This is a genomic window from Burkholderia sp. IMCC1007 (assembly GCF_027257875.1).
In the GTDB taxonomy this organism is placed as follows: Bacteria; Pseudomonadota; Gammaproteobacteria; order Burkholderiales; family Burkholderiaceae; genus Burkholderia.
On sequence record NZ_JAPVQY010000033.1, the window covers coordinates 1 to 26,313 of the forward strand.

Annotated in this window: 26 protein-coding genes and 5 tRNA genes; 12 read left to right on the plus strand and 19 right to left on the minus strand. The window is 66.7% G+C overall.

The genetic code is table 11. From position 1 onward, the window contains the following. Positions 1-13: 13 nt before the first annotated feature. Entirely contained in the window at positions 14-1,240 is a 1,227-nt protein-coding gene (locus tag O1Q03_RS24690; RefSeq protein WP_269506476.1) for an IS110 family transposase, read from the minus strand. Positions 1,241-1,501: 261 nt separating this feature from the next. Next, positions 1,502-3,052, minus strand: coding sequence for a chloride channel protein (locus O1Q03_RS24695; RefSeq protein WP_269506640.1), 1,551 nt, complete (start codon positions 3,050-3,052; stop codon positions 1,502-1,504). Between the two features lie 173 nt (positions 3,053-3,225). On the opposite strand from O1Q03_RS24695, the gene waaC reads away from it, so the two are divergent. Beyond that, positions 3,226-4,224 carry a lipopolysaccharide heptosyltransferase I gene (gene waaC / locus O1Q03_RS24700; RefSeq protein ID WP_269506641.1) on the plus strand — a complete coding sequence of 333 codons (999 nt, stop codon included), beginning with the start codon at positions 3,226-3,228 and terminating at the stop codon, positions 4,222-4,224. Positions 4,225-4,234: 10 nt separating this feature from the next. On the opposite strand, the gene O1Q03_RS24705 is transcribed toward waaC, so the two are convergent. The 9 genes from O1Q03_RS24705 to rph form a co-directional block, all read right to left on the minus strand. Further along, positions 4,235-4,414 (minus strand): hypothetical protein, encoded by a 180-nt coding sequence (locus O1Q03_RS24705; RefSeq protein ID WP_269506642.1) that lies wholly within the window; start codon positions 4,412-4,414, stop codon positions 4,235-4,237. Positions 4,415-4,516: 102 nt separating this feature from the next. Then, a complete protein-coding gene (locus O1Q03_RS24710) occupies positions 4,517-5,827 on the minus strand; it encodes an MFS transporter (RefSeq protein WP_269506643.1) in 1,311 nt (436 codons plus the stop codon). A 290-nt stretch (positions 5,828-6,117) separates the two neighbouring features. Beyond that, a complete protein-coding gene (locus O1Q03_RS24715) occupies positions 6,118-6,609 on the minus strand; it encodes an energy transducer TonB family protein (protein WP_269506645.1) in 492 nt (163 codons plus the stop codon). Between the two features lie 214 nt (positions 6,610-6,823). Next, on the minus strand, positions 6,824-7,117 hold the full coding sequence (locus O1Q03_RS24720; RefSeq protein WP_269506646.1) for a hypothetical protein: 294 nt from the start codon (positions 7,115-7,117) through the stop codon (positions 6,824-6,826). 158 nt (positions 7,118-7,275) lie between these two features. Further along, the gene (locus tag O1Q03_RS24725) at positions 7,276-7,677 is read right to left on the minus strand and encodes a hypothetical protein (protein WP_269506647.1); all 402 of its coding nucleotides are present in this window, start codon (positions 7,675-7,677) and stop codon (positions 7,276-7,278) included. A gap of 136 nt (positions 7,678-7,813) precedes the next feature. Next, positions 7,814-7,901, minus strand: a tRNA-Ser gene (locus O1Q03_RS24730). Between the two features lie 43 nt (positions 7,902-7,944). Then, entirely contained in the window at positions 7,945-9,159 is a 1,215-nt protein-coding gene (gene hemW / locus O1Q03_RS24735) for a radical SAM family heme chaperone HemW (protein WP_269506648.1), read from the minus strand. A 34-nt stretch (positions 9,160-9,193) separates the two neighbouring features. Then, positions 9,194-9,823 (minus strand): RdgB/HAM1 family non-canonical purine NTP pyrophosphatase, encoded by a 630-nt coding sequence (gene rdgB / locus O1Q03_RS24740; protein WP_269506649.1) that lies wholly within the window; start codon positions 9,821-9,823, stop codon positions 9,194-9,196. Beyond that, complete coding sequence (gene rph / locus O1Q03_RS24745; RefSeq protein WP_096503653.1) at positions 9,816-10,556, minus strand: ribonuclease PH; 741 nt, start codon at positions 10,554-10,556, stop codon at positions 9,816-9,818. Before rph ends, rdgB begins: the two co-directional genes overlap by 8 nt. 179 nt (positions 10,557-10,735) lie before the next feature. Between rph and O1Q03_RS24750 the strand changes: the two genes are divergently transcribed. The 4 genes from O1Q03_RS24750 (at position 10,736) to O1Q03_RS24765 (ending at position 15,105) form a co-directional block, all read left to right on the plus strand. Continuing rightward, complete coding sequence (locus O1Q03_RS24750; RefSeq protein ID WP_269506650.1) at positions 10,736-11,659, plus strand: YicC/YloC family endoribonuclease; 924 nt, start codon at positions 10,736-10,738, stop codon at positions 11,657-11,659. 70 nt (positions 11,660-11,729) lie between these two features. Then, entirely contained in the window at positions 11,730-12,413 is a 684-nt protein-coding gene (gene gmk / locus O1Q03_RS24755) for a guanylate kinase (protein WP_269506651.1), read from the plus strand. A gap of 58 nt (positions 12,414-12,471) precedes the next feature. Next, positions 12,472-12,675, plus strand: coding sequence for a DNA-directed RNA polymerase subunit omega (rpoZ, locus tag O1Q03_RS24760; protein ID WP_044848533.1), 204 nt, complete (start codon positions 12,472-12,474; stop codon positions 12,673-12,675). A gap of 63 nt (positions 12,676-12,738) precedes the next feature. Beyond that, complete coding sequence (locus O1Q03_RS24765) at positions 12,739-15,105, plus strand: RelA/SpoT family protein (protein WP_269506653.1); 2,367 nt, start codon at positions 12,739-12,741, stop codon at positions 15,103-15,105. A 201-nt stretch (positions 15,106-15,306) separates the two neighbouring features. On the opposite strand, the gene O1Q03_RS24770 is transcribed toward O1Q03_RS24765, so the two are convergent. The 4 genes from O1Q03_RS24770 to O1Q03_RS24785 form a co-directional block, all read right to left on the minus strand. After that, positions 15,307-15,383, minus strand: a tRNA-Arg gene (locus O1Q03_RS24770). 62 nt (positions 15,384-15,445) lie between these two features. Then, a tRNA-Arg gene (locus O1Q03_RS24775) sits at positions 15,446-15,522 on the minus strand. A 62-nt stretch (positions 15,523-15,584) separates the two neighbouring features. After that, positions 15,585-15,661: transfer RNA gene (locus tag O1Q03_RS24780), tRNA-Arg, on the minus strand. 62 nt (positions 15,662-15,723) lie between these two features. Then, positions 15,724-15,800 (minus strand) — tRNA-Arg (locus tag O1Q03_RS24785). A 130-nt stretch (positions 15,801-15,930) separates the two neighbouring features. Here O1Q03_RS24785 and greB point away from each other — a divergent pair. After that, complete coding sequence (gene greB, locus O1Q03_RS24790; RefSeq protein WP_124827968.1) at positions 15,931-16,494, plus strand: transcription elongation factor GreB; 564 nt, start codon at positions 15,931-15,933, stop codon at positions 16,492-16,494. Positions 16,495-16,608: 114 nt separating this feature from the next. Here the strand turns inward: greB and O1Q03_RS24795 are convergent, their stop codons facing one another. Both O1Q03_RS24795 and O1Q03_RS24800 read right to left on the minus strand, forming a co-directional pair. After that, positions 16,609-17,751: a porin gene (locus O1Q03_RS24795; protein WP_269506654.1), complete on the minus strand. Its 1,143-nt coding sequence runs from the start codon at positions 17,749-17,751 to the stop codon at positions 16,609-16,611. Positions 17,752-18,251: 500 nt separating this feature from the next. After that, positions 18,252-18,518, minus strand: coding sequence for a hypothetical protein (locus O1Q03_RS24800; protein WP_269506655.1), 267 nt, complete (start codon positions 18,516-18,518; stop codon positions 18,252-18,254). A gap of 392 nt (positions 18,519-18,910) precedes the next feature. Here O1Q03_RS24800 and O1Q03_RS24805 point away from each other — a divergent pair, with 392 nt between their 5' ends. Next, positions 18,911-19,114: a cold-shock protein gene (locus tag O1Q03_RS24805; RefSeq protein WP_269506656.1), complete on the plus strand. Its 204-nt coding sequence runs from the start codon at positions 18,911-18,913 to the stop codon at positions 19,112-19,114. A gap of 161 nt (positions 19,115-19,275) precedes the next feature. Next, a complete protein-coding gene (locus O1Q03_RS24810) occupies positions 19,276-20,403 on the plus strand; it encodes an exonuclease domain-containing protein (RefSeq protein ID WP_269506657.1) in 1,128 nt (375 codons plus the stop codon). A 65-nt stretch (positions 20,404-20,468) separates the two neighbouring features. Here the strand turns inward: O1Q03_RS24810 and O1Q03_RS24815 are convergent, their stop codons facing one another. Next, a complete protein-coding gene (locus O1Q03_RS24815; RefSeq protein WP_269506659.1) occupies positions 20,469-21,062 on the minus strand; it encodes a chorismate mutase in 594 nt (197 codons plus the stop codon). A gap of 220 nt (positions 21,063-21,282) precedes the next feature. Continuing rightward, complete coding sequence (locus tag O1Q03_RS24820) at positions 21,283-21,429, minus strand: hypothetical protein (RefSeq protein WP_009690993.1); 147 nt, start codon at positions 21,427-21,429, stop codon at positions 21,283-21,285. 196 nt (positions 21,430-21,625) lie between these two features. On the opposite strand from O1Q03_RS24820, the gene O1Q03_RS24825 reads away from it, so the two are divergent. The 4 genes from O1Q03_RS24825 (at position 21,626) to O1Q03_RS24840 (ending at position 26,223) form a co-directional block, all read left to right on the plus strand. Continuing rightward, positions 21,626-22,015 carry a DUF2946 domain-containing protein gene (locus O1Q03_RS24825; RefSeq protein WP_269506660.1) on the plus strand — a complete coding sequence of 130 codons (390 nt, stop codon included), beginning with the start codon at positions 21,626-21,628 and terminating at the stop codon, positions 22,013-22,015. 127 nt (positions 22,016-22,142) lie between these two features. Continuing rightward, a complete protein-coding gene (locus O1Q03_RS24830; RefSeq protein WP_269506661.1) occupies positions 22,143-24,497 on the plus strand; it encodes a TonB-dependent receptor in 2,355 nt (784 codons plus the stop codon). After that, a complete protein-coding gene (locus O1Q03_RS24835; protein WP_269506662.1) occupies positions 24,485-25,744 on the plus strand; it encodes a sialidase family protein in 1,260 nt (419 codons plus the stop codon). The genes O1Q03_RS24830 and O1Q03_RS24835 overlap by 13 nt, the downstream gene beginning before the upstream one ends. Then, positions 25,741-26,223, plus strand: coding sequence for a TlpA family protein disulfide reductase (locus O1Q03_RS24840; protein WP_269506663.1), 483 nt, complete (start codon positions 25,741-25,743; stop codon positions 26,221-26,223). The genes O1Q03_RS24835 and O1Q03_RS24840 overlap by 4 nt, the downstream gene beginning before the upstream one ends. Positions 26,224-26,313 lie beyond the last annotated feature (90 nt).

Sequence of the window (26,313 nt, forward strand, 5' to 3'; positions counted from 1 at the left end):
CTACTAGGAAGCGCTAGGGGATTTCAGCGATCGGTTCGACATGGCAGCCGAGGTCGGCCAGGCGCTTGAGCAGCCGATTGATGGTTTTCTGTGCATCGTGGTGGTCAAAGTAGTGTGCGCCGAGATCGGCGTATTCGGCGCCGTCGCGGAGCATGAAGTAGGCTGCCGTGAGCATGGAGGCGGCGACTGCGAGGATGGCCTTCTTGGGGCCGCGTCGGGCCTTGAGGCGCAGGAACTGGGCGCGCAGATAGGTGGTCTTCACGCGTACGGCAGCCCACGCGGCGGTCACCAAGGCGGTCTTGAGCCAGGTGCCGCTCTTGCGCACACGCGTGCTGCGGCGCTTGCCCGCGCTCTCGTCGTTGCGCGGACACAGGCCAGCCCAGGACACCAGGTGGCCAGCGTCGGGGAAGCGCGTCATGTCGACGCCGATCTCCGCCAACAGGACCTGAGCGGTCAGGTCGCTAACCCCGGGGATCGTGGTCAGCAGGCGGGCACGCTGTCGGATCGGCGTCAGCGCTTTTCCCACCGCGGCGTCGAGTTCGGCCAGCGTGTGCTCCAGTGCGCCGATTACCTCCAGGTGCAGCCTGAGCATGGTGCGGTGATGCTCCGTGATGTGACCGCGCAGCGCCTCGCGCAACTCGGCGCTCTTTTTCCGCGCGTTGCCTTGGGCGAGCGCGGCGAGCCGTTCCGGGTCGCTCTCGCCGGCAACAATCGCCTTGAGCATCGCGCGGCCGCTCTGTCCGAGCACATCCGAGAGCACGCTGCCGAGTTTCAGATTGGCGTCTTCGAGCACCTTCTGGATGCGCAGGCTGTGCTGGGAGATCTCGCGTACGAGCTGCTTGCGAGTCCGGGTCAGATCGCGCAACTCCTGAATGGCGGCCGGCGGCACAAAGCTGGCGCGGATCAGCCCGTGGGCCAGCAGATCGGCGATCCACATCGCGTCGTTGACATCGGTCTTGCGCCCGGGCACGTTGCGGATGTGTTGGGCGTTGGCCAGCACCAGTTCGAAGTTGCCCTCAAGGATGTGCCACACGGGCTTCCAGTAGATCCCGGTGGCTTCCATGGCGACGTGGGTGCAGGCGTGCGCGGCCAGCCAATCGGCCAGCGCTAGCAATCCGCCGGTCGTGCTGTCAAAGCTGCGTACTTCCTGATGCGTGGGCGCCGAAACGCAGCGCACGCAGGCCACGATAGTGTCCTTGTGTACATCCAGGCCGGCACAGCGGGGATAGAGAACTTGCATGGAGCCTCCTGCCAGAGTCAACGGCACCGGCAGCAGCTCTCGTCGTCGAAATCTACTAGGCGTGCTCCAGGGTGTTGCCACCCGTGGTCACAATTCGGGGTGCTCGCAGGGCTGCGGGTCCAACTACTGAACGGGCTCGGGGCACCAAGAGCGGGCCGACCTCGTTACCGATACCTTCCGACATCTTATGCTTCGCCAATCAGCAAAGCACCGGCCGTAAGCCCGCTTCATCCTTCGGAGTCGGGCAGGCCCGATGGACAACTACTGAGCGTCGCGCGGGCCCGGCGCAGCCGGGCCGTGCGTGCCGTGCGCGGGCGGCTCGACGTCGTCCGGCGCTGCAGACGCGTTCACGGCGCCGCTGTCGTTTGCCGCGGCGTGCGCGTCGTCGCTGCTTTCGTCGCGCAGCGTATCGAGCGGATCGGCGGGGGCGGCATCCGTATCCTGCGGCTCGGTGACGCTGCTCGCAGCCGCCGGCGCGGCCGCTGCAGCAGCGGCTGGCGCAGCGGCCGCGGGCGGTGCGAGATAGCGCTGCGCGAGCGTTTCATACAGCGGCGGCGCGAAGAAGCGTGCCATGCGGCTCGACACGAGCGCGGTGGCCATCAACGAAATCACGAGCGCGTGGCCGTTGATCATTTCCATCACGATCACGAACGACGTGATCGGCGACTGCGTGACCGCCGCGAGGTAGCCGACCATCGCGAGCGCGATCAGTATCGGCAGCCTCATGTCGCCGAACACGAAGTGCAGCAGGTTGCCGAAGCCGGCGCCGATCGACAGCGATGGCGCGAAGATCCCGCCCGGAATGCCCGGCAGGTACGACGCGACCATCGATACCATCTTCAGGAACGGATAGAACACGGACAGCTGTTCATGGCCGTCGAGCAGGCCGCGTGCCTCGGCATAGCCGCTGCCGAACGTCGTACCGCCCGACACGAGGCCGACGACGGCGATCACGAAGCCGCACAGCGCCGCGAACGCGATCGGACGTTCGCGATACAGGCCGAGCACGCGAGCGGGCAGCCAGCGTCCGGTATTGAGCAGCAGCCAGCTGAAGAGGCCGCCCGCGATCCCCGTGACGATCGCGGTGACGAGCACGGCGACGGCGAGCATCTTCGGGAAATGCTGGCCGGCGTCGATCGTGCCGAAGTACGTGTAGTTGCCGTTCAGCCCGAGCGCGACGACACCGGCGAGGATGATCGCGGTGATCAGCACGCCGCTTGCGCGCGCGGAGAAGCTGCGGGTCAGTTCTTCGATCGCGAACACGATCCCGGCGAGCGGCGTATTGAACGCGGCCGACAGGCCGGCCGCCGCGCCGGCGAGCACGAGCTGGCGCTCGATCTGCGCATTGGAGCGCGGGTAGAAGCGCCTCAGGTTGAACATCAGCGCGGCACCGACCTGCACGGTCGGCCCTTCGCGGCCGATCGTGAAGCCGCCGAGGATGCCCATGAACGAGATCAGCACCTTGCCGAACAGGATGCGCAGCGTCAGCAGGCGTGCGCCGAACGCGCCCGGGCGCGCATGCAGCGTCGCGATGACCTGCGGGATGCCGCTGCCCTCTGCGCCGCGAAAGAAGCGGCGCGTGAGCCATGCCGACGCCGCGGCGATCGCCGGCGTCAACACCAGCGGCAGCCACGCGGCGTGCTCGCGCATCGTGCGGAACGTGTCGTAGCCCCAGTCGATCAGCCGCGCGTAGAGCACGGCGGCCAGACCCACGGCGATCGCGCCGAGCCAGAACACGCCGTATTGGCGCCAGATCCGCACCGAGCGGCGGGTGAGAGCGGGAAACAGGGCGGGGAGGATGGGGGGTGGCATCGGCGACGGGCCGGCGGGCAAAGAGTGCATTATAAAAAGAACCCGATGCATCCGGGGCTCGACAAATCGTCACGAAATGACGCACTTTGTTGCAAATGTAATGGGGGCGTAATGCCATTCGGTGCGCGGCGTGTTTAGCATGCCGGGGTGCAATGCTCTTCCCCACAGGACACGTGAAACGCATCCTTATCGTGAAAGTGACGTCGCTCGGCGATGTCGTCCAGACGCTGCCGGTCGTCGCGGATCTCCATCGGGCCTTTCCCGGCGTGACGGTCGACTGGGCCGTGGACGAGTCGTGTGCCGAGGTCGTTCGCTGGCACCCGGGCGTGAGCAACGTGCTCAGCGCACCGCTGCGGCGGTTCAAGAAGCTCCGCAACCGCGGCGATCTGAAGGCGATCTCGGCATCGATCGGGGCGCTGCGCGCGCAACGCTACGACGCGGTCATCGACCTGCACGGCGTGTACAAGAGCGCGATCATTTCGGCGCTCGCGCGCGCTGCGCGCCGCGTCGGCTATCAGACCCAGGATCTCGGCGAGGCGGGCGCGCGTTTCGCGTATTCGCATCGCTTCGGCCCGCGCCCGGACTGCGACGCGTGGCACGGCATGCGTGTGAGCGCCGGCGAGGCGCTCGGATATGTCCCCGAAGGCATCGCCGAATACGGGATCGTTGCGCCGCAGGACGCGAGCCTGCCTGCCGCCGTGACCGACGGCGCGCCGTTCATGCTGCTGTTTCACGCGACATCGAATCCGGACAAGAAATGGCCGGCCGAGCACTGGGCCGCGCTGGCCATGCAGATGATGGCGCGCGGCATGCGCGTGCTGGTGCCGTGGGGCTCGGCCGCCGAACACGACGACGCGCAGGACATCGCCGCGCGTGCGCCGGGCGCGGTCGTGCTGCCCGCGATGTCGGTGCGCGAACTGGGTGCGGCGATCGGCCGGGCCGCACTCGTGGTGGGCGTGGATACCGGATTCGTACATATGGCGCACGCGCTGCAGCGGCCAACCGTGATGATTTTCGTCGCGACGTCGCGTCACCACTGCGGTATCGGCGGCGCGCCGAACGCGCTGTCGATCGGCGAGCCGGGCACGGTGCCGTCGGTTGCGCAGGCGCTGCACGCGATCGATGCGGTCGGCCCGGCCTACGGGGTGCGCCCCGTCGCGCTGACGGCCTGACGGCGCCGGTTCAGGCCAGCAGTACCTCGACCGTGATCACCGCGGCGATGGCCGCCACGTTCGCCAGCAGTGCCTCGAACAGCAGGCCGCGCCAGGTTTTCGGGCGGCAGCGCAGCGCGAGCAGCAGCGCGCCGCCCAGCGCGAGCGCGAGAATCAGGACGAGGTCGGCGTTGCCGAGGCGGATATTCATCGCGGCGGCTCCTTCGGGAAGGGATCGCGGGGTCGCATGGGGCGCCCCGGAATCGAGTATAAGCAGCGCCGGCCGCCGCACAACCCGGGTCGCCCCCGACGCTCAGACGAGCGATGAGTCGCGCGTTTCGCGCATCAGCAGCACGCCGATCAGGCTGATCGCCGCCGCCACCGACACGTAGCCGCCCACCCACGACAATCCGCCGCGCGCGGCGAGCAGCTGCGCGATGTACGGCGCGATCGATGCGCCGAGGATCCCGCCGAGGTTGTACGCGACGCCCGCGCCCGTATAGCGGACGTTGGTCGGGAACAGTTCCGGCAGCAGCGCGCCCATCGGCGCGAACGTCACGCCCATCAGGAACAGCTCGAGCGTCAGGAACAGCGCGACGAGCGGCATCGAGCCGCTGCCGAGCAGCGGTTCCATCGCGAAACCGGACAGCAGCGCGGCGATTGCGCCCACCATCAGCACCGGCTTGCGGCCGAAGCGGTCGGCGGCCCAGGCCGACAGCGGCGTCGCGAGCCCCATGAATACGACGGCGAGACACAGCAGGCCGAGGAAGCTCTGGCGCGGAATATGCAGCGCCGATACGCCGTACGACAGCGAGAACACCGTCGAGATATAGAACAGCGTGTAGCAGACCACCATCGCGAGCGCGCCGAGCAGCGTCGGCTGCCAGTGTTGCGAGATGAGCGTCGCGACCGGCACGCGTACGCGTTCGTTGCGATCGAGCGCGGCCTGGAAGGCCGGCGTCTCGGTGATCTTCAGCCGCACGTACAGGCCGAGCGCGACGAGCACCGCGCTGACGAGGAACGGGATGCGCCAGCCCCAGCTGCGGAATTGATCGTCGGACAGCGACAGCGCGAGCGCGAAGAACAGCCCGTTCGACATCAGGAAGCCGACCGACGGCCCCAGTTGCGGGAACATCCCGAACCAGCCGCGCTTGCCTTGCGGCGCGTGCTCGGTCGCGAGCAGCGCCGCGCCGCCCCATTCGCCGCCGAGGCCGATCCCCTGGCCGAAGCGCAGCACGCACAGCAGCACCGGCGCGAGCGTGCCGATCGTGTCGTAGCCCGGCACGAAGCCGATCGCGGTGGTCGATACGCCCATCACCAGCAGCGACGCGACGAGCGTCGATTTGCGGCCGATGCGGTCGCCGAAGTGGCCGAACAGGAACGAGCCGATCGGCCGCGCGATGAACGCGATGCCGAACGTGACGAACGCCGACAGCGCCTGCGCGGTCGCGGAGCCGTGCGGGAAGAATACGGGGCCGATGACGAGTGCCGCGGCGGTGGCGTAGACGTAGAAATCGTAGAACTCGATCGCGGTGCCGATGAAGCTCGCGAACACGATGCGCCGGTGGCTGACGGCGCCGGCCGAACCGGTTGCGTGCGCAACGGCCGGGGGAGATGCGGACATGGAAGTCTCCGTTTTGTCGTTGGGGCGCTCGGCCGATGCGCGCGAGCGGGCGGGGCGCCTGCCGGGAGCAGCCGAGCGGATGAAGCGGTGGCGGCGTGGACGCGCGCCGTGGCGCGGACGTCACTCGCCGGTCGACGATGGAGACGGATAGGTCGCCCCGCCCGGTGCCGGCGTGGTCGGCTCGCTTGCCGGGTGCGGCGCGCGAACGCGCGCGCGGCGGGATGGCCGCGCGATTGCGGAAAATTATAGCCAGCGCCGCCGCATAGCGGCAATCGCAGGCGGGCGCGGAGTCAGTCGAGCGACTGCGCCTGCGCGGACGCGGTGCTTTGCAACTGGAACCGGCCGTCGTCGTTGAAGAGCCAGCCTTCCATCATCTCGAGCCGGCCGTTGCCGTCGAGCAGTTTCGACGGCGGTGGCGGCAGCGGCGCCGAGCGGCGCAGCGACGCGAGCGCGAGCGCTTCGGCTTCGCTGTCGCCATTGCTGCGATAGACGGATGCGTTGACGAGGCGGCCGCTGCGGTCGATGGTGAACGCAACGACCACGAGCGAGCGCAGCATCGCCTGGGGCGTACCGCGCGACATGCCGGACGGATTGCGCTCGGCGACGCGCTGCGCGACTTCCACGCGATACTGTTCGATGCTTGCGCTGCGGATAACCGACGGAATCGTCACGACCTGCCGTATCGACGGCGGCGGCGTAATCGTGCAGGCGGCCAGCATGGCCGCGGCGACCAGCACTGCGACACGCAGCCGGTCGGGGTTCGGACGGGGAAGTGGGCGCATGGGATGCTCGCCGACGGGTGACAATAAAAAAATGATAGGTGCGCGGACGCGGCGCGATATCGGGAGAAACGCATAAGGCGCGACGGGTAACGTCAGCGATCGTCGATGGCGACGCGGCCACGCGCAGCGGGCGTGCGCTGCAATGTGACGTGACGTATCACATCGCGGTGCGTGCGTGACGGCACCGTCGATGCGTGCAATGCGGTCGGCCCGGTCAGTAGCCGTGCGTCACGAGTGCGAGGACCGACAGGTCGGGATGCGTGCCGTCGATGATGCTCTTGCCGAGGTGCACGGCTTCGTGGACCGCTTCGTCGATGCTCGCGAAGCTTTCCTCGCCGTCGGCGTGGAACGGCACCGCATGCCCGGGCAGCGCAGGATTCGCGCCCGGATGGCATACGTAGCCGGTATAGGTGTAGCGCGTGTCGCTGCCGGGGGCGGTGCCCGGCACGACATGGATCTCGAAGCCTTCGTAATCGACGTGTTCCGTCGCGGTCGACAGTTCGGTCATGGCGATCTCCGTGTGCCGCCCACACGGATGGCGCGAGCGGCATCGAGTACGCGGCGGCGGTCGTGTCGCCGTGCTGATCGAATTTTACGCGATGGCGGCGCGGCCCGTGAGGCCTGCGCGCATCGGCGGCGGCAACGTCGAGCGTGCCGCGTCGCGCGTTACCGCGTGCAGCGTGCGTCCTTGCGCTGCACGACGAGGATCACCGGATATTTCTCGCCGTGATCGAGCTCCACCGGTGCGACGACGGTCAGCGTCGTCGGATCGGAATCGTCGTACACGCTGACCTGTTCATTGCGGATATAGGTCACGCCGGTGCAGTTCGACGCGCGTCCGTCATCCGACACCTTGCACTGGAGCTCGTTGTCCTTCAGGTAGTTGTACGGCGCCGGGCTCGCGAGGTATTCGCGCAGGCTGCGCGGCGCGCCGCCGACGCCCTTCACGTATGCGATCGCGCATGACGGCGTTTGCGCGTCGCTGGCGGACGCGGGATCGGCGGCCATCGCAGCCATGCTCATGGCGGCCAGCAGGGCGGCGAGCGACGAGGCGATGAAGGTCTTCATGACGTGGATATCCCGTTTCGCGATTCGGAGCGCCGGATTGTAACGGCATCCGGCGGGCGACGTCGGATGGTGGGGGATTGCGCCGATCGGCCGCAGAAACGAAAAACGGGCCGAGCGGCCCGTTTCGTTGAAGCTCTGGCGGAAGCGGTGAGATTCGAACTCACGGACAGTTTCCCGTCGCCGGTTTTCAAGACCGGTGCCTTAAACCGCTCGGCCACGCTTCCACACGAGGCGGCATTGTAACCGAAATGCCGCGCCGTTTTTTCTTCAATCGTCGCGCAGGAACAATTCCTGCAAGTCGTTGAGGAAACGCTGGCCGAGCGGCGTTGGCGCGATCTGCGCGAAATCGCGCGTGATCAGCCCGCGGCGCTCCGCTTCCTGCAGCGCCGGCTCGATCGTGCCGATCGGCAGGCCGGTGCGCTCTGCGAAGCTGTGCACGGGGAAGCCCTCGACGAGACGCAGCGTGTTCAGCATGAACTCGAACGGCAGGTCGCGTGCGCCGACTTCACGTTCTTCCTGCACCGGCGTGCCGGCCATCGCCTGTTCGATGAAGGTCGCCGGATGCTTGTAGCGGGCCTGTCGCAGGATCCGGTTCGGGAACGACAGCTTCGTGTGCGCGCCCGCACCGATCCCGAGGTAGTCGCCGAAGCGCCAGTAGTTCAGGTTGTGCTTGCACTGATGATTCGGCTTCGCGTAAGCGGATACCTCGTAGCGCTCATAGCCGGCTTCCGCCGTGCGCGCATGAATCCACTCCTGCATGTCGGCCGATGCGTCGTCGTCGGGCACGGTCGGCGGAAACTTCGCGAACAGCGTGTTCGGCTCGAGCGTCAGGTGATACAGCGACAGATGCGGCGGCGCGAACGACAGCGCGGTCTCGATGTCGGTGCGGCACTCGTCGAGCGTCTGGTTCGGCAGCGCGAACATCAGGTCGAGGTTGAAGTTGTCGAACGTCTTCGCGGCGATCTCGACGGCCGCGCGCGCCTGCGCGGTGTCGTGAATGCGGCCGAGCGCCTTCAGATGGGCTTCGTTGAAGCTCTGGATGCCGACCGACAGGCGGTTCACGCCGCTCGCGCGGAACTGCGCGAACTTCGCGGCTTCGAACGTGCCCGGGTTGGCCTCGAGCGTGATCTCGGCGTCGGCATCGAGCGGCAGCAGCGCGCGCACGTCCGACAGCAGCCGGTCGAGGCCGGCGGCCGACAGCAGGCTCGGCGTCCCGCCGCCGATGAACACCGTGTGCACCTGCCGGCCCCACACGAGCGGCAGCGCCTGTTCGAGGTCCGCGCGCAGCGCGTCGAGATACTCGGCTTCCGGAAACCGCTCGCCTTTCCACTCGTGCGAGTTGAAGTCGCAGTACGGGCACTTGCGCACGCACCACGGGAAATGCACGTACAGCGCGAGCGGCGGCAGCGACGTGAGCCGCACCTGCCCGGGCGACGTGAACGTCGCGACGACGCGCGCGCCGGTTTCTGCGGCCTGGCTCATGCGGCCTCCGGCTGCGAATGCGTGACGAAGACGGTCATGCGGATTCCTCTGCGAGCCGCGCGAGCAACGCCTTCAGCGCGAGCGCGCGATGGCTGTGCGTGTTCTTGACGGCGGGCTCGAGCTCGGCCGCCGTCGCGCCGAGCGCCGGCAGGTAGAAATACGGGTCGTAGCCGAATCCGTGTTCGCCGCGCGGCGTATCGACGATCTCGCCCGTCCAGCGCCCTTCGGCGAACAGCGGCTCGGGATCGTCCACGTGGCGCACGAGCGCGAGCACGCAGCAATAGTATGCGCGTCGATCCTCGACGCCGTGCAGCTGCTCGACGAGGTACGCGTTGTTCGCCGCGTCGCCCTTGTCGCGGCCCGCGCGCTGCGCGTAGCGCGCCGAATAGACACCCGGCGCGCCGCGCAGCGCGCGCACGCACAGGCCCGAATCGTCGGCGATCGCCGGCAGGCCTGTAAGGCGCGACGCATGGCGCGCTTTCGTCAGCGCATTCTCGATGAACGTGCCGAAAGGCTCTTCAGCCTCGGGCACGGCCAGGTCGCCCTGCGGCACGATCTCGATGCCGATCGTCGAGAACAGCGCGGCGAATTCGCGCAGCTTGCCCGCGTTGTTCGACGCGAGCACGATGCGCGACAGCGGCGCGGTGGTGCGATCGTCAGACATGGGCGGCGCCCAGCACGTCCTTCTGCAGCTGCACGAGCTGGCCGATCCCGCTTTGCGCGAGGTCGAGCAGCGCGTTCATCTCGGCGCGCGAGAACGGCACGCCTTCGGCGGTGCCCTGGACTTCGACGAAGCCGCCGGCACCCGTCATCACGACGTTCATGTCGGTGTCGCAGCGCGAATCTTCCGCGTAATCGAGGTCGAGCACGGGGGCGCCTTCGTAGACGCCGACCGAGATCGCGGCGACGTGGTCGGTGATCGGCGAGCGCGCGAGCTTGCCGGCGGCGATCAGCTTCGACACGGCGTCGTGCGCGGCGACGAACGCGCCGGTGATGCTCGCCGTGCGCGTGCCGCCGTCGGCCTGGATCACGTCGCAGTCGATGTGGATCGTGCGCGGGCCGAGCGCTTCCAGATCGAACACCGCGCGCAGCGCGCGGCCGATCAGGCGCTGAATTTCCTGCGTACGGCCCGTCTGCTTGCCGCGCGCGGCTTCGCGGTCGCTGCGTGTGTGCGTCGCACGCGGCAGCATCCCGTATTCCGCCGTCAGCCAGCCTTGTCCGCGATCGCGCAGGAATTCGGGCACGCGCTCGGCGACGCTCGCGGTGCAGATCACCTTGGTGTCGCCGAATTCGACCAGCACGGAGCCTTCGGCGTGTTTCGTGTAATGGCGCGTGAGCGCGACCTTGCGCAGTTCGTCGGCGCGACGGCCGCTCGGGCGGGACAGGGAAGACGTCATGGGGAAATCGTGGACGGAGGACGAAACCTCGATTCTAGCGCCGAACGGCATCGCTGCCCCGGCGGGGTGGCACGCAAAAATGGGATAATGCGCGCTTCCCGCCCCGCCCCGCGCCTTGCGACGCGCCGGGCGCCTCGACATATTCCGCCCGCAAGGGCATCCAGACGGCGAGACGAACCATGATCTACAGCATGACGGGCTATGCGAGCGCGACGCGCGAACTCGTAACGGCCGGCGGCAACGGCGGCACCAGCGTGTCGGTCGAACTGCGCACCGTGAACTCGCGTTTCCTCGACCTGAACTTCCGCATGCCGGACGACGTGCGCGGGTGCGAACCCGCGCTGCGCGAAATGCTGATGAACAAGCTGTCGCGCGGCAAGGTCGACGTGCGCATCAACCTGCAGCGCGGCGAGCAGAGCATCGGCGCGGGTGCGCTGAACCAGTCGGCGCTCGGCCAGCTCGCCGAGCTCGAGCGCTCGGTGCTCGATGCGTTCCCGGGCGTCGGCCGGCTGCGCGCGGGCGAGATCCTGCGCTGGCCCGGTGTGCTCGCCGAGAGCGGCGTGTCGGCGGAAGCGATCCGCGACGCGGTGCTCGCGTGCGGCAAGGAAGCGATCGGCGAACTCGTCGTCGTGCGGTCGCGCGAAGGCGCGCAACTGGCGACGATGCTGCTGTCGAACGTCACCGAGATGGAAGCGATCGTCGCGCGCATCACGCCGCTCGTGCCGGAGCTGATCGCGAAGCATCAGCAGAAGATCGTCGAGCGGCTGCAGGAAGCGCTCGGCCTCGCGGCGCCCGAGGGCGGCTCGACGGTCGTCACGCGCGAGGAAGCCGCGGAGCGCATCCGTCAGGAAGTGACGATGTACGGGATCCGGATCGACATCGCGGAAGAGCTGTCGCGACTCACCGCGCACCTGAACGAAACGCGTCACGTGATCGAGAAGGGCGGCCGCGTCGGCAAGCGTCTCGACTTCATGATGCAGGAACTGAATCGCGAAGCAAACACGCTCGGCTCGAAGGCGGCGGCGAAGGAACTCGCCGATGCGTCGATGGCGCTCAAGCTGTTGATCGAGCAGATGCGCGAGCAAGTGCAAAACCTGGAGTAAAAGAGATGAAACAACCCCCACGCTCACTATGTTCGCTGCGCCCCGAGGGGGCGGCCCGGCGGAGGCTGTCATGACCGATTCCCATCGCGACGGCCACGCGTCGCATGCGCTGCACGGCGGCGTCTATCCCGGTAACCTGTTCATGGTCGTCGCGCCGTCGGGCGCCGGCAAGTCGACGCTCGTGAATGCGCTGCTGTCGAAGGACAGCGACATCTGCCTGTCGATCTCGTACACGACGCGCAAGCCGCGTCCGGGCGAGCAGGACGGCCAGCACTACCACTTCACGACCGTCGAGGATTTCCGCGCGCGTCACGCGGCGCACGAATTCCTCGAGAGCGCGGAAGTGCACGGCAACTACTACGGCACGTCGCGCGTGTGGATCGAAGAGCAGATGAGCAACGGCCACGACGTGCTGCTCGAAATCGACTGGCAGGGCGCGTTGCAGGTGAAGAAGCAGTTCCGCAACGCGGTCGGCATCTTCATCCTGCCGCCGTCGCTCGATGCGCTCGAGGAGCGCCTGAAGAAGCGCGGCCAGGACGAGCCGAACGTGATCACGCGACGCTTGCTGGCCGCCGGCAGCGAGATCGCGCACGCGTCGGAAGCGGAATACGTGGTGATCAACGAGAATTTCGAGCGTGCGCTCGCGGAACTCGAATGCATCGTCGCGGCGACGCGCCTGCGTTTCGCTTCGCAGTACGCGCGACACACGGAGCTGTTCATCGAGCTCGGTATCCATCTGCCCCACGCGGAATGACGCGGGGGCAGAGGGACATAAGGTAGAATAACGACTATATTCAGAAGGAATTTCCAACATGGCTCGCATTACCGTCGAAGACTGCCTGAAGCAAATCCCCAACCGCTTCGAACTGGCGCTCGCCGCCACCTATCGCGCGCGGCAGCTCGCGCAAGGCCATACGCCGAAAATCGAAAGCCGCGACAAGCCGACCGTCGTCGCGCTGCGCGAGATCGCGTCCGGCCAGGTCGGTGTGGAAATGCTGAAGAAGGTGCCGGTGTAACGCGCATCCGGCCCGTTCCAGCCATGTAATCCACGCGCGCAACGACTCGACCTGGAGGCGAATATGAGCACCACCCCATCGTCCGCCTCCGCGGATTCGACCACCGAAGCCACGGCCCAGTCGCCTGCGCGCCAGTACATCGACGCGGTCCTCGAACAGTCCTTCCGGCATCTGTTCGGGCCGACCGCCACCCCGGAGCAGCCGCGCAAGCACGGCGTCGTTTCGATCGCGAAACTGACGGCCGCGCTTGCCGAGTATCTCCCTCCGGATGAAATCAAAGAGGTCAAGGCGGCGTTCCACTTCAGTGACGAAGCCCACCTCGGTCAATATCGCCAGAGCGGCGAACCCTACATCACCCATCCCGTCGCCGTCGCGGAAATCTGCGCCGGCTGGAAGCTCGACGCGCAAGCCGTGATGGCCGCGTTGCTGCACGACGTGATGGAAGACCAGGGCGTGACCAAGAGCGAGCTGGCCGAACGGTTCGGCCCGAAGGTCGCCGAACTGGTCGACGGGCTGTCGAAGCTCGACAAGATGGAATTCCGCAGCCGCGAGGAAGCGCAGGCGGAAAACTTCCGCAAGATGCTGCTCGCGATGGCACGCGACGTGCGCGTCATCCTCGTCAAGCTCGCCGATCGTCTGCACAACATGCGCACGCTCGGCGCGGTGCCGATGGAGAAGCGCCGCCGCGTCGCGCGCGAGACGCTCGACATCTACGCGCCGATCGCGCACCGCCTCGGGTTGAACAACACGTATCGCGAGCTGCAGGACATGAGCTTCGCGAATTTCAACCCGCATCGCTACGCGACGCTCGAGAAGGCCGTGAAGGCCGCGCGCGGCAACCGCCGCGAAGTGATCAGCAAGATCCTCGAGGCCGCGCAGCGCGCGATGACCGACGCGAAGATCGACGCCGAGATCACCGGCCGCGAAAAGACGATCTACAGCATCTATCGCAAGATGCGCGACAAGCAGCTGTCGTTCTCGCAGGTGCTCGACGTGTACGGCTTTCGCGTCGTCGTCGACAGCGCGCTCGACTGCTACACGTGCATCGGCGCGCTGCATGCGCTGTACAAGCCCGTGCCCGGCAAGTTCAAGGACTACATCGCGATACCGAAGATCAACGGCTATCAGTCGCTGCACACGACGCTCGTGGGCCCGTTCGGCGCGCCGATCGAGTTCCAGGTGCGCACGCGCAAGATGCACGAGATCGCCGAGGCCGGCGTGGCCGCGCACTGGCTGTACAAGAACGGCGGCGCCGATCTGAACGACGTGCAGAAGCGCGCGCACCAGTGGCTGAAATCGCTGCTCGACATCCAGAGCGAAGCCGGCGATTCGAGCGAATTCCTCGAGCACGTGAAGATCGACCTGTTCCCGGATGCGGTCTACGTGTTCACGCCGAAGTCGAGGATCATGGCGCTGCCGCGCGGCGCGACGGCACTCGATTTCGCGTATTCGATCCACAGCGACCTCGGCAACCAGTGCGTCGCGGTGAAGATCAACAACGAGTTGCTGCCGCTGCGTACCGAGTTGAAGAGCGGCGACATCGTCGAGGTGATCACCGCGCCGTATTCGAAGCCGAACCCGGCGTGGCTCGGGTTCGTGCGCACGGGCAAGGCGCGCTCGGCGATCCGTCACTACCTGAAGACGATGCGCCTGAACGAGTCCGTGCAGCTCGGCGAGCGGCTCGTCGACCAGAGCCTGAAGGGTTACGGGCTCGCGCTGGCCGATATCACGCCGGAAGTGTGGGAAAAGCTCGTGCAGTGGACGGGCAACAAGAGCCGCCAGGAAATCTTCGCGGACATCGGCCTCGGCCGACGCGTCGCCGCGGTCATGGCCAAGCGCATCGAGGTGCTGATGACCGGCCGCGATGCGGACGACGACCTGCCGAAGTCGGAGCGCCATCCTGCGCACACTGCGCCGCCGGTCGTCATTACCGGCACGGAAGGGATGTCCGTGCAGTTGTCGGCATGCTGCCGGCCGATTCCGGGCGACGCGATCATGGGCTATATCGGCATCGGCCTCGGGATGGCGATTCATACGACCGATTGCCGCGTCGCTCAGCGTATCCACCGCCGCGATCCGGGCCGCTGGATCGACGTCGAATGGGCGCCGCAGCCGGGCCGTCTGTTCGACGTCACCGTGAAGGCGCTGGTGAAGAATACGAAGGGCATCTTCGCGCGCGTCGCGGCGGACATCACGTCGGCCGACGCGAACATCGTGCATATCGCGATGGACGAGGATCTGACGCACGAATCGACGGTGCTGCGCTTCGTGATCCAGGTCAGCGATCGCGTGCATCTGGCGAACGTGATGCGGCGCGTGCGCACCAATCCGGACGTGATGCGGATCATGCGCGAACGCTCGACCGACGACAGCGTGCATGCGCGTCACGACGGCGGCATGCGCATCGAGCGGGAGCGGCAGGACTACTGACGCAAAGCGAAGCGGTGCAGCGCAGACGACGGCGGCCACGGGCCGCCGTTTTCGCTTGTGAGCCGACCGAAGCGGATTCGTGCCGCGGCGATCCGTTGCGTCGGGCGGCACACGGCAGGCAGCGGGCCGTAGTAGTCGCGACGCGAAAAAAGGGGAGCGGAAAAAGAAAAAGGGCCTTCCCGGAGGAAGGCCCTTCTGAGGTGGCGCGGCTGGCAGGATTCGAACCCACGACCCCTTGGTTCGTAGCCAAGTACTCTATCCAACTGAGCTACAGCCGCACGCAAAGCGGTACTACTTCAACTGTCGGAACCTTCTACGGTGGGAAGGCCCCCAAAAAAGGTGGCGCGGCTGGCAGGATTCGAACCCACGACCCCTTGGTTCGTAGCCAAGTACTCTATCCAACTGAGCTACAGCCGCACGCAAAGCGGTACTACTTCAACTGTCGGAACCTTCTACGGTGGGAAGGCCCCCAAAAAAGGTGGCGCGGCTGGCAGGATTCGAACCCACGACCCCTTGGTTCGTAGCCAAGTACTCTATCCAACTGAGCTACAGCCGCACGCAAAGCGGTACTACTTCAACTGTCGGAACCTTCTACGGTGGGAAGGCCCCCAAAAAAGGTGGCGCGGCTGGCAGGATTCGAACCCACGACCCCTTGGTTCGTAGCCAAGTACTCTATCCAACTGAGCTACAGCCGCACGCAGAAGCGGAAGTATAGCAGGGTTGTATAAAAAGGGAAGCCTTATTCGCAAAATATGTGACCTGATCCTGCGCGGCCGCGTTCGTGTACCCTTGAAGCATCAGTCATCCATGTATCGAATCTGCATCATGAACAAGGCGTTTGTCAAAGAGTCGGACGGCGACGACGACGATCTCGACCCGAGTCAGCCCGCGATTCCCGCGGGCGCGAAGAACTACATCACGCCAGCCGGTCACAAGCGGCTCAGGGACGAGTTGCTGAACCTCATCGACGTCGAGCGTCCCGAGGTCGTGCGGCTCGTGTCATGGGCCGCGTCGAATGGCGACCGGTCGGAGAACGGCGACTACATCTACGGCAAGCGGCGGCTTCGCGAGATCGATCGTCGCATCCGCTTCCTGACGAAGCGGCTCGATCTCGCCGAAGTCGTCGACGCGAGCCGGCAGGAGAGCGTCGACCAGGTGTTCTTCGGCGCGACGGTCGATTACGCGACGCCCGACGGCGAAGATCATACGATCACGATCGTCGGGATCGACGAGGTCGATCTCGATCGCGGCTGCGTCAGCTGGATTTCGCCGGTTGCGCGTGCGCTCATCAAGGCGAAGATCGGCGACACCGTCACGCTGATGACGCCGGCGGGGCCGCAGCCGATCGACGTGCTCGACGTCCGCTATCCGGCGCGCAGCGACGCGTGAGCGTTCGGCCCGCATGACGATGTAGGCGCACCGCGCCGCCGCAACGAAAAGGAAAAGCGCCCCGGGTAGGGCGCTTCGTCGTGGCGGTCCGGGGCGGCCAGTTGCGGCGATTCCTTAGAAGCGGTGGCGCATGCCGGCCGTGACCGCGATCTGCTTGTTGGTCGACGATGCGGTGCCGAGCCCGTTGATGTTCGCGCCGATCGCGAGGCCGTCCGCATTCACCCGCTGGTATTCGCCCTGCAGGTACAGGTCGGTGCGCTTCGACAGCGCATAGTCGGCCTGCAGGCTGAACTGGTGCCAGCTTGGCGTCTGGCCGTCGAGGCGGCTGTCGGTGTACGTGTACGAGCCTGCCAGCGAGAACGCCGGCGTCAGCGCGTAGCGGCCGTTGACTTCGTAGTTGTTGAAGCGCGTGCCGCCGGTGAGCGGGATGCCGCTCGACACGCCGGATTGTCCGGCGCTGATGCCGGCCGAATCGGTGAGGCGCGTCTGCGTGAACACGAATCCGGCCGTCGCGGGCCCGAACGCGTAATTGAGGCCGGCGCCCCACGTGCGCTGACGGCTCGCGGCGAACGTCCAGTCGCCGGCCACCGCGCCGGGATCGCTGGCCGCGAGCGCGAGCGAGTTGATGTTGTTGTTCAGCTGCATGTACGCGGCCGCGACGTTGAAGCCCATGAAGCTGTACGACGCGCCGACGCTGTACGCCCGGTTGTTCGAGAAGTTGCTCGAGTTCGAGAAGCCGTACAGCGCGCCGAACTTCAGGCCGCCGTAGTTCGCGCTCTGGTACTTGACCGCGTTGTTGATCCGGAACGCGTTGTTCAGGTTGTCGTTGTCGAACGGATGCGCGAACTGCGTGCCGCCGTACTGGGTGCCGGTCAGCGACAGCGGGCCGAGGTAGTCCACGACGCTGTCGTACTGGCGCCCGAGCGTGAGGGAGCCGAAGCTGTCCTGCGCCAGCCCGACGAACGCCTGGCGGCCGAACTCGCGGCCGTTCTGCTTGAGTGTGCCGTTGTTGATGCCGAAGCCGTTTTCGAGCGTGAAGATCGCTTTCAGGCCGCCGCCGAGATCCTCCGTGCCGCGCAGGCCCCAGCGGCTGCCGTTGATCGAGCCGCTCGTCTCCTGCCACGCACTGTGCCCGTGCTGGTTGTTCGTATAGGTGATGCCTGCATCGATGAGGCCGTACAGCGTGACGCTGCTTTGCGCATGCGCGGCGGTCGCGCACACGCCCGCCAGTGCGGTGACGATCAGGGTCTTCTTCATGATCTGTCTCCAAACAGGATGATGTCGATCGTGCCTGCTGCGGGCATTGGCGGCGGCGCGGCCCGGCGATGCCGGACGCGCGGGGGCGGGCTGCCCTTGTCGGATATCCGTTTGCAGTGTAAGGATCGCGGGGAACGCAGACGGAAATCGCTTCGAGAAATACAGTATTTAGAATTGCGCAAGAATCGCCCTGGACGCCGAGAGCCTTGTCCGTCAATGCTTCGCGGCGGCGCAGCACGGAAAAACGGCGATCAGGAGCCCGCAGTATGCGTTGCGCGATCGCGACACGCGATCATGGCGGGACGCGACGGGCGCTGGCCCGATTGTTGACACATCGGCAATAGAGGTTTGTGCGAGGCATGGATAATGAAAGGATGTTCTCTCGCTATACTGCGATCTCTGCTTTCCGAAGCAGACTTTTTCGTTGACGGAAAAGATCTCCAAACCTTTGTCGGCGCGACTTCCCAGTCGCGCTTTTTTTTGCCCCGCCGTTCCGATCGCTACCCCGCGTATGAGCGCCGTTTGCGCCTGGCGGGTGGTTTCGTATCGTCGGCGTCGGCCTGCGGCGGCGTGTAGGTCCAGTCTTCCATCACGTAGTGGCGAGCATCCAGCGGCGACGCAAGCAGGTTCTGCCAGTGGTCGCCGTGCCAGGTCGGGTCGAACTCCGTGTCGCACGGCGCTTCACGTGCGGATTCAGCCAGCGCGCGGGACTTGCGACGTACGCGTCCGAGCCGGCTCGCTAAGCGCTTGATTCGGTCGAGCCACATGACCGTCTCCTTTCTGTCAGCGTTGTCTCAGCATCGCAACGTCCCCTCTTTTCCGCAATCCGGAAAAAACCCGATGATTTTACCGCGGCGATTCGTCCCCGGTAGGTTTTTCATGTTCTGGATTATCTGGGATCCGGTCCCGGTAACATTGACACGTTTTTAATGCGAATCAATTAATAAAAGACGATGGCGTACCGATTTCACCGCATTGACGTTTTTTTGATAAAGAAGTCGCTAAAAATTTTCTTGACGCATCCGGATTGTCCAATTTATAAAGTCAGCACTCCGTCCCCGTGCGGAGCGCCGGTGGGGGTGTCGGCGCGAGGGCGCGGGATACGGGAAGCGGCTATAAACGGTAGCTTTTTTGATCTAAACGAGTGGGGAACGAAGGTATGGATACCGGTATCGTAAAATGGTTTAACGATGCTAAAGGTTTCGGTTTTATTACGTCCGACAATGGCGGCGAAGATTTGTTTGCGCACTTCTCCGAAATCCGGATGGAAGGCTTCAAAACGCTGAAGGAAAACCAACGGGTTTCCTTCGACGTGAAAATCGGGCCGAAAGGCAAGCAGGCAGCGAACATCCAGGCGGCCTGACGCGCCACGCATTGCCGCTCACGTCCGGCCCCCGCATCGCGGGGGCTTTTTGCGTTTGATGGGGCAGCATCCAGCCGGCCGGCCGCCTGATTCCGGTTCGTGCTGGTCGTGAGCACGGATGCCGGTGCATACTCACGGAAGCATCGTTTCCCTGTCTTTTCATGTCCGATTCCCGTCCGTCCGATCCCGCCAGCGAACAGCCGCTCGTCTTCGTCGATCTCGAAACCACCGGTGGCTCGTCCGCCGAGCACCGCATCACCGAAATCGGCGTGGTCGAAATCGGGCCGCTCGGCGTCTCGACGTGGACGACCCTCGTCAATCCCGGACAGTCGATTCCGCCGTTCATCCAGCAGCTGACGGGCATTTCGGACGAGATGGTGCGCGACGCGCCGTCGTTCGCGTCGCTCGCGCCCGCGCTGTTCGAGCGGCTCGACGGCAAGCTGTTCGTCGCGCACAACGCGAGTTTCGATCGGGGTTTCCTGCGTACCGAATTCGAGCGCGTGGGCATTGCATTCAATCCGGACGTGCTGTGCACGGTGCGGCTGTCGCGCGCGCTGTTTCCGCGCGAGTCCCGGCACGGGCTCGATGCGCTGATCGAACGGCACGGCCTCGTTCCCGCCGCGCGGCACCGGGCGCTCGCCGACGCCGATCTGCTGTGGCAGTTCTGGCGGCAGTTGCACGAGATCGTGCCGCTCGAGCGTCTGCGCGACCAGATCGCGCGCACGACACGCCACTTCCGCCTCGGTGGCGAGCTGACCGAAGCGTGGCTCGACACCGCGCCGGCCGGATGCGGCGCGTACGCGTTGTTCGGGGAGGGCGGCGAGGCGCTTTACGTCGGCCGCAGCGTGCGCGTGCGTCAGCGCTTGCGTGCGCTGCTCACGGGCGAGCGGCGGTCGTCGAAGGAAATGCGGCTGGCGCAGCAGGTGCGCCGCGTCGAGTGGCGCGAGACCGGCAACGAGGTGGGCGCGATGCTCGCCGAAGCGCAGTGGATCGCGCGGCTGCGCCCGTCGTTCAACCGTCGGCCGGCGGCCGACGCGGGCCGGGCCGGCAGTGCGCCCTGGCCGTTCGACGGCCCGGTTGCATTCGAAGCGAGCGGCGAGCGCCGCTTCTTTCACGTGATCGACGGCTGGCGCTACCTCGGCGTGGCCGAATCGCTCGACGCAGCCCTGCAGCTCGTGGTCGACGGCGCGGACGGCCCGTTCGAGCCCCATACCCATCGCTTGCTGCAGACGCAACTCGCGCGCGGCCTGCAGCTGATTCCGCTCGCGACGCTCGCGCCAGCCACCTGAGCGCTACATGAACGCCACTGAGCGCCACTGAGCGCCGCGCGGTGCGGCGCCGTGGCGGAGCGTCATCAGCCGATCGCGCTGGCGCCGCCGCCGGCGCACACGTGCGACAGTGCGGTGCCGAGCGCCTGCGTCTTGGTCGAGTCGTAGCGGGTGAGCGTTTTCCAGTTCGCGATGGCGCGCGCGAGCCGCGCCTGGCAATCCGGCGCGTCCCGCAGCGGCGCGACCTGCGCGAGGCCCGCCAGCATCTTCTGCGTCAGGCGGTCGAGCGCGGGCCGCGTGCTGGTCGCAAGGTCGGGCGGTGCGCCTTCGGGCGGTCGCGTCGCGCGCCACGTTGCGAACAGTGCGTCCTGCACTTCCTTGCTCGCGGCGATCTGGTCTTCGAAGAACGTCCGGGCGAACGCCGGATCCACACCGCTCTGTGCCGCACGCTTTTCCACCGACGATAGCAATGCCGCTTCGCGCGGCCGGTCTTCGATCGCCTGGTGGTTCGCCCATTTCCATCGCGCGACGGGCTCGGCGAGCGCGAGCCGCTGCGATGCGAGTGCGACGAGGTTGGTGAGTGCGGTGTCGTCGCCGTCCGCATGGGCGACGTGCGGGGACGTGAAGAGGGCGACGCCGAGCGCGGCGACAGCGACGCTGGCACGAATGGCTTGCTTCATCGGAACGATCGGGAGAGCCGGGAAGGCCCGAGATGTAAAACGAGAAGAATAGACGAAGACAGTCGCGCGGCGGAGCGTCGCGACAGAATAATCAGCGGGCGAGCCGATCCGACACCGTCGGGCCGTTGCAACCCGGGTGCGAGGTGATCTGCGCCGAAAACGCAGCAGTGAACCGCACGATATCGATCGACACGTGGCGGTTAGAGAACGGAACGTAGGTTCACTTCGGCGAGTACAGCTTGTGCTGTTCGTCGAAGAATGCCCGGACATGCTCGGGCAATTCGGCGAGGAATTCCACGCCGACGGGTTCCGGATCCGGGCTCATCACTTGCTCGGGAGGGGGCATGCGAGTTGGTCTTTCGTCCATGGTCATTTCTCCAGCAGTTCAATGATTATCAACCTCGGCCTTGGATTTATGCCAGAGGCGAATCGTTAGATTTTGTCTTTGTTGTATTAACGGCACATGCGCTGCTGTACGCCGCGCAATGCCGACTATTGCACTCGGCAGAATCGGCAACAATCGCGCGCTTGCTATACTTGCGCGCACTTTTTCCTGGACCGCGATGAAACGAACGACGCGATGGATCGGCCTCGTATGGCTGGCGCTGGTACTGAACGTACTGTCGCCCGTCGTCGGCTACGCGCGTCTCGCGTCGAGCGGTTCCGGCGAACTCACGCTCGACCTGTGCAGCGCGCGCGGTGCTCGCCAGGTCGTGCTGGCCCAGTCCGGCAGCGATCACGACACGTCGTCGTTCGATCATGCCGGCGTGCCGCACTGCGTGTACTGCCCCGGCTTCGCGGCGAACGTCGCGCTCGGCACGAGCCTGCCCGTGCTGCCGGGCTTCGTGCGCACGTTCGCCTACCGGGCGGCCGCACCGGCCGTCCCCGACTTTCCGCGCAAGGGCATCCGTCTCGCGCAGCCGCGCGGCCCGCCTGAAAACGTCCCAATCTGATTGACATCGCTCGCGCGCCGCAGAGGCGCGCGTGCCGCCCGCGGCCCGAGCCGCGCGCCGTGCTGTCCGTGCGCGGTGCAGCGACTCGCGTCCGGCGGCGTCCGGTCACGTTTTCAGGAATTCATCCATGTCGTATACCTTCGCCGCGCGGTCGTCGCGCGGTCGGCTCGCGCTCGCGTGCGCGGCCGCTTTTGCCTGGCCGGCCGCACAAGCGGCCTCGATCGACGGCGCGTCGTCCGATCCGACTCCAGATGGTGCCGGCAATCCGGCCCGGAGCGCTGCCACGGTCGCCACGGTTGCACCCGCACCGACCGGCGACACCCTGACCGCCGTCAGCGTGACCGCGCAGCGGCAGCCCGTCGATCCGAATACGCCGGCTGTCGTCGAGTCGCTCACGCGCGAGCAGATCGACTCGCACACCAACGTCACCACCGAGGACGCGCTGAAGTACGCGCCGAACCTGATGGTCCGCAAGCGCTACATCGGCGACCGCAACAGCGTGTTCGCCGGCCGCGACTTCAACGAATTGCAGAGCGCGCGCGGGCTCGTCTACGCCGACGGCCTGCTGCTGTCGAACCTGCTCGGCTCGAGCTACGCGTATCCGCCACGCTGGTCGCTGATTTCCCCCGACGATATCGCACGCGTCGACGTACTTTATGGTCCGTTTTCCGCGCTGTATCCCGGCAACGCGATCGGCTCGACCGTGCTGCTGACGACGCGTCGCCCCGAAAAACTCGAGGCGTCGCTGTCGACGCAGTTCTTCACGCAGCGCTACCACGACGGCTACGGGTTCGCGGACAGCATCGGCGGCAACCACCAGACTGCCCGGATCGCGAACCGCGTCGGCAAGTTCTGGTTTTCGCTGTCGCTCGACCGGCTGGAGAACGACGGTCAGCCGATGCAGTATGCCGGCCCCAATTCCCCATACAACCCGAAGCTCGGCGCCGCGGTGCCGGTGACGGGCGCCGCGACCGACATCGGACCCAACGGCAAGCCGCGCACGATCGTCGGCGCGCAGACCCTCGAACGGACCGAGCAGCTCAACGAGACGGTCCGGATGGGCTATGCGTTCACCGACCACGTCGACGCGACGCTGACGCTCGGCCACTGGGAGAACCATTACCGACAGCACGGCGAAACCTTCCTGCGCGATGCGGCCGGCAACCCCGTCTACGGCGGCAACGTGTCGATCGGCGGTCAGAACATGACCGTCGCGCCGAGCGCGTTCGCGCCGCAGCAAGGCGACCAGGAGAACTGGCTGTACGCGCTCGGCCTGAACGGCCGGCTCGATTCGGGCTGGCGGCTGTCGGGCGTGGTGTCGGCGTACGACGTGTCGCGCGACGTGCTGCGCGCAGCGTCGACCGTGCAGGGCGGCGCCGGCACGCTGTTCCAGGGCGACGGCACCGGCTGGCGCACGCTGGACCTGAAGGCCGAGGCGCCGGAAGTGAAGGGCCACACGTTCACGTTCGGCTATCACTACGACAACTATTTCCTGCGCAACATCACGTTCAACACGGCCGACTGGCTGGCCGGGCCGACCACGTCGGTCGCGAACGTCTACCAGGGCGACACGCGTACGCAGGCGCTGTTCGCGCAGGATGCGTGGCGATTCGCGCCCGGCTGGCTCGCGACGCTGGGCCTGCGCTACGAGCGCTGGGATGCGTACGGCGGCGCGCTCGGCAACGCGAACGGCACGCTCGGTTACGCGGATCGCGGCGCGAACGCGCTGTCGCCGAAGGTCGCGGTGCAGTGGGATGCGACGGACGTGTGGCGGTTCCGGCTGTCATTCGCGACCGGCACGCGTTTCCCGACGGTCGGGGAGTTGTTCCAGGGCACGATCTCGAACAACGCGATCGTCAACAACAACCCGAACCTGCGGCCCGAGAAGGCGATCGACTGGGACTTCACGGCCGAGCGCGACGTCGGCGTGGGCGTCGTGCGCGCGAGCGTGTTCCAGAGCGATCTGCGCGACTCGATCTACAGCCAGACGACGGTGTCGGGTGCATCGAGCGTCACCAATATCTCGAACGTCGACCGCGTGCGTGCGCGTGGCGTCGAACTCGCGTTCAGCGGCCAGAACGTCGGGTTGCGCGGGCTCGACGTCGACGCGAACGTGTCGGCGACCCATGCGCAGATCCTTGCCGACGCCGCGAACCCTGCGTACGTCGGCTCGCGCTTTCCGCGCATCCCGCGCGTGCGCGCGAACCTGCTCGCGTCATACCGCTTCGACGAACACTGGCTCGCGAGCGTCGGCGTCCGCTATTCGGGCCGCCAGTTCAACACGCTCGACAACAGCGACGTGAATCCCGACGTCTACGGCGGCACGAGCATCTTCACGATCGTGGACCTGAAGGCGCGCTACCGGTTCGACCGGCACTGGACCGCGTCGGTCGGCATCGACAACCTGACGGACCGTCGCTACTACGTGTTCCACCCGTATCCGGGCCGCACCTTCTATGGAGAATTGAAATGGTCGCTGTGAAATCGTTCGCGGCAGGCTGCGCGCTGTGGCTCGCGGCGCTGTCGCCTGCCGGCGCGCACGATGCGCCGCAGGCCGCCGATCCGCATGCCGCGCACATGAGCATGCAGGCCACCCCCGCGCAACAGAAGCAGCCGCTCGCGACCGGCGCCGCGTTCGACGCGCGGCATCGGCTGTGGGTCGCATGGGTCGAAGGCGCGCACGTCGTCGTCGCGCATTCCGACGATGCGGGCCGGACGTTGTCCGCGCCCGTGATCGTCAACGCGATGCCGGAGCCGATCTATACGAGCGCGGAGAATCGGCCGAAGGTCGCGACGAGCCCGGACGGCCGCGCGGTGTACGTGTCGTGGTCGATGCCGCTCGATGCGCCATACACCGGCATGGTGCGCTTCTCGCGCTCGCTCGACGGCGGCGCGAGCTGGAGCGTGCCCGTCACCGTCCATCAAGACCGCCAGGCGATCACGCACCGTTTCGACATGATGGCGGTCGACCCGGCCGGCAACGTCGCGATCGCGTGGATCGACAAGCGCGATCTCGTCGCGGCGAAAGCGGCGCGGCAGGCGTACGAAGGTGCGGCCGTGTACTACGCGGTGTCGCGCGACGGCGGCGCGTCGTTCGAGCCCGAGCGCAAGGTGACGGACCACACGTGCGAATGCTGCCGGATCGCGATGGCGATCGATCCGGCCGGACATATCGAAGCCGTATGGCGCAACGTGTTCCCGGGGCAGATTCGCGACCATGCGCTGGCGGTGTTGCCGGTGTCGGCATCGGCGCCCGTCGAACCCATCCGTGCGACCTTCTCGAACTGGCATGTGGACGCATGCCCCGAGCACGGGCCGGCCCTCGCGATCACGCCGGACGGTACGCGCCATCTCGCGTGGTTCGGTGTCGCCGACGGTCATGCCGACGTGTTCTATTCGCGGATCGGCGCCGACGGGCGGCCGCTCGGGACGCCGTGGGCGTTCGGCGCGAATCCCGCGGTGCCGGCCGAGCAGGCGTCGCATGCGGCGCTCGTCGCGCACGGCGGTGTCGTCTGGCTCGCGTGGAAGGCGTTCGACGGCGAAACGATGCAGGTCAAGCTGCGCCGCTCGGACGATCGCGGCGAGCACTGGTCGGCGCCGCGCGTGATCGCAGCGACGGCGGGTGCGAGCGACAATCCGCAACTGCTCGACGATGCCGGGCATATCTACCTGTCGTGGCGTACGCGTAACGACGGCTATCGGCTGATTGCCGTGGAGGACGCGCGATGAAACGGCTGATTGGATTGCTCTGCGCGGTACTTGCCGTCGTGCCGGCGTGGGCCGGCGAGCTGCAGCCGCTGCATGCGGCCGATGTGGCGAAGCTGTATGCGAGCGCGCACGAACGGCCGCTCGCGGTCGAGATCTGGTCGCTCGATTGTGGCTACTGCCGCGACAATGCCGCGCACCTCGTCGCATGGCAGCGCCGGCATCCGGACGTGCGGCTCGCGATGGTGTCGATGGATGCGTACGACGACAATGGCGCCGCCATCGCGCAGGCGCTGGCGCAGATGAACCTGCCGCCGCAGGTGGTGCAGTATGCGAATGCGGAGCCGATGCCCGAGCGTCTGCGTGCGGCGCTCGATGCGGGATGGCGAGGGGAGATGCCGCGTACCGTGTGGATCGGCCGCGATGGCGCGCGTGATGCGCGCAGCGGCTTGCTGACGACCGACGTGCTCGACGGCTGGCTGCAGCGCGGCAAGCGCCGCTGAAACGGACGGCGGCGGGGGGGGGGGGGGGGGGGCCCCCCCGCCGCCACAACCACCCGCCCCGGCGGCGCCCCCCACCCACGCGCCCCCCCC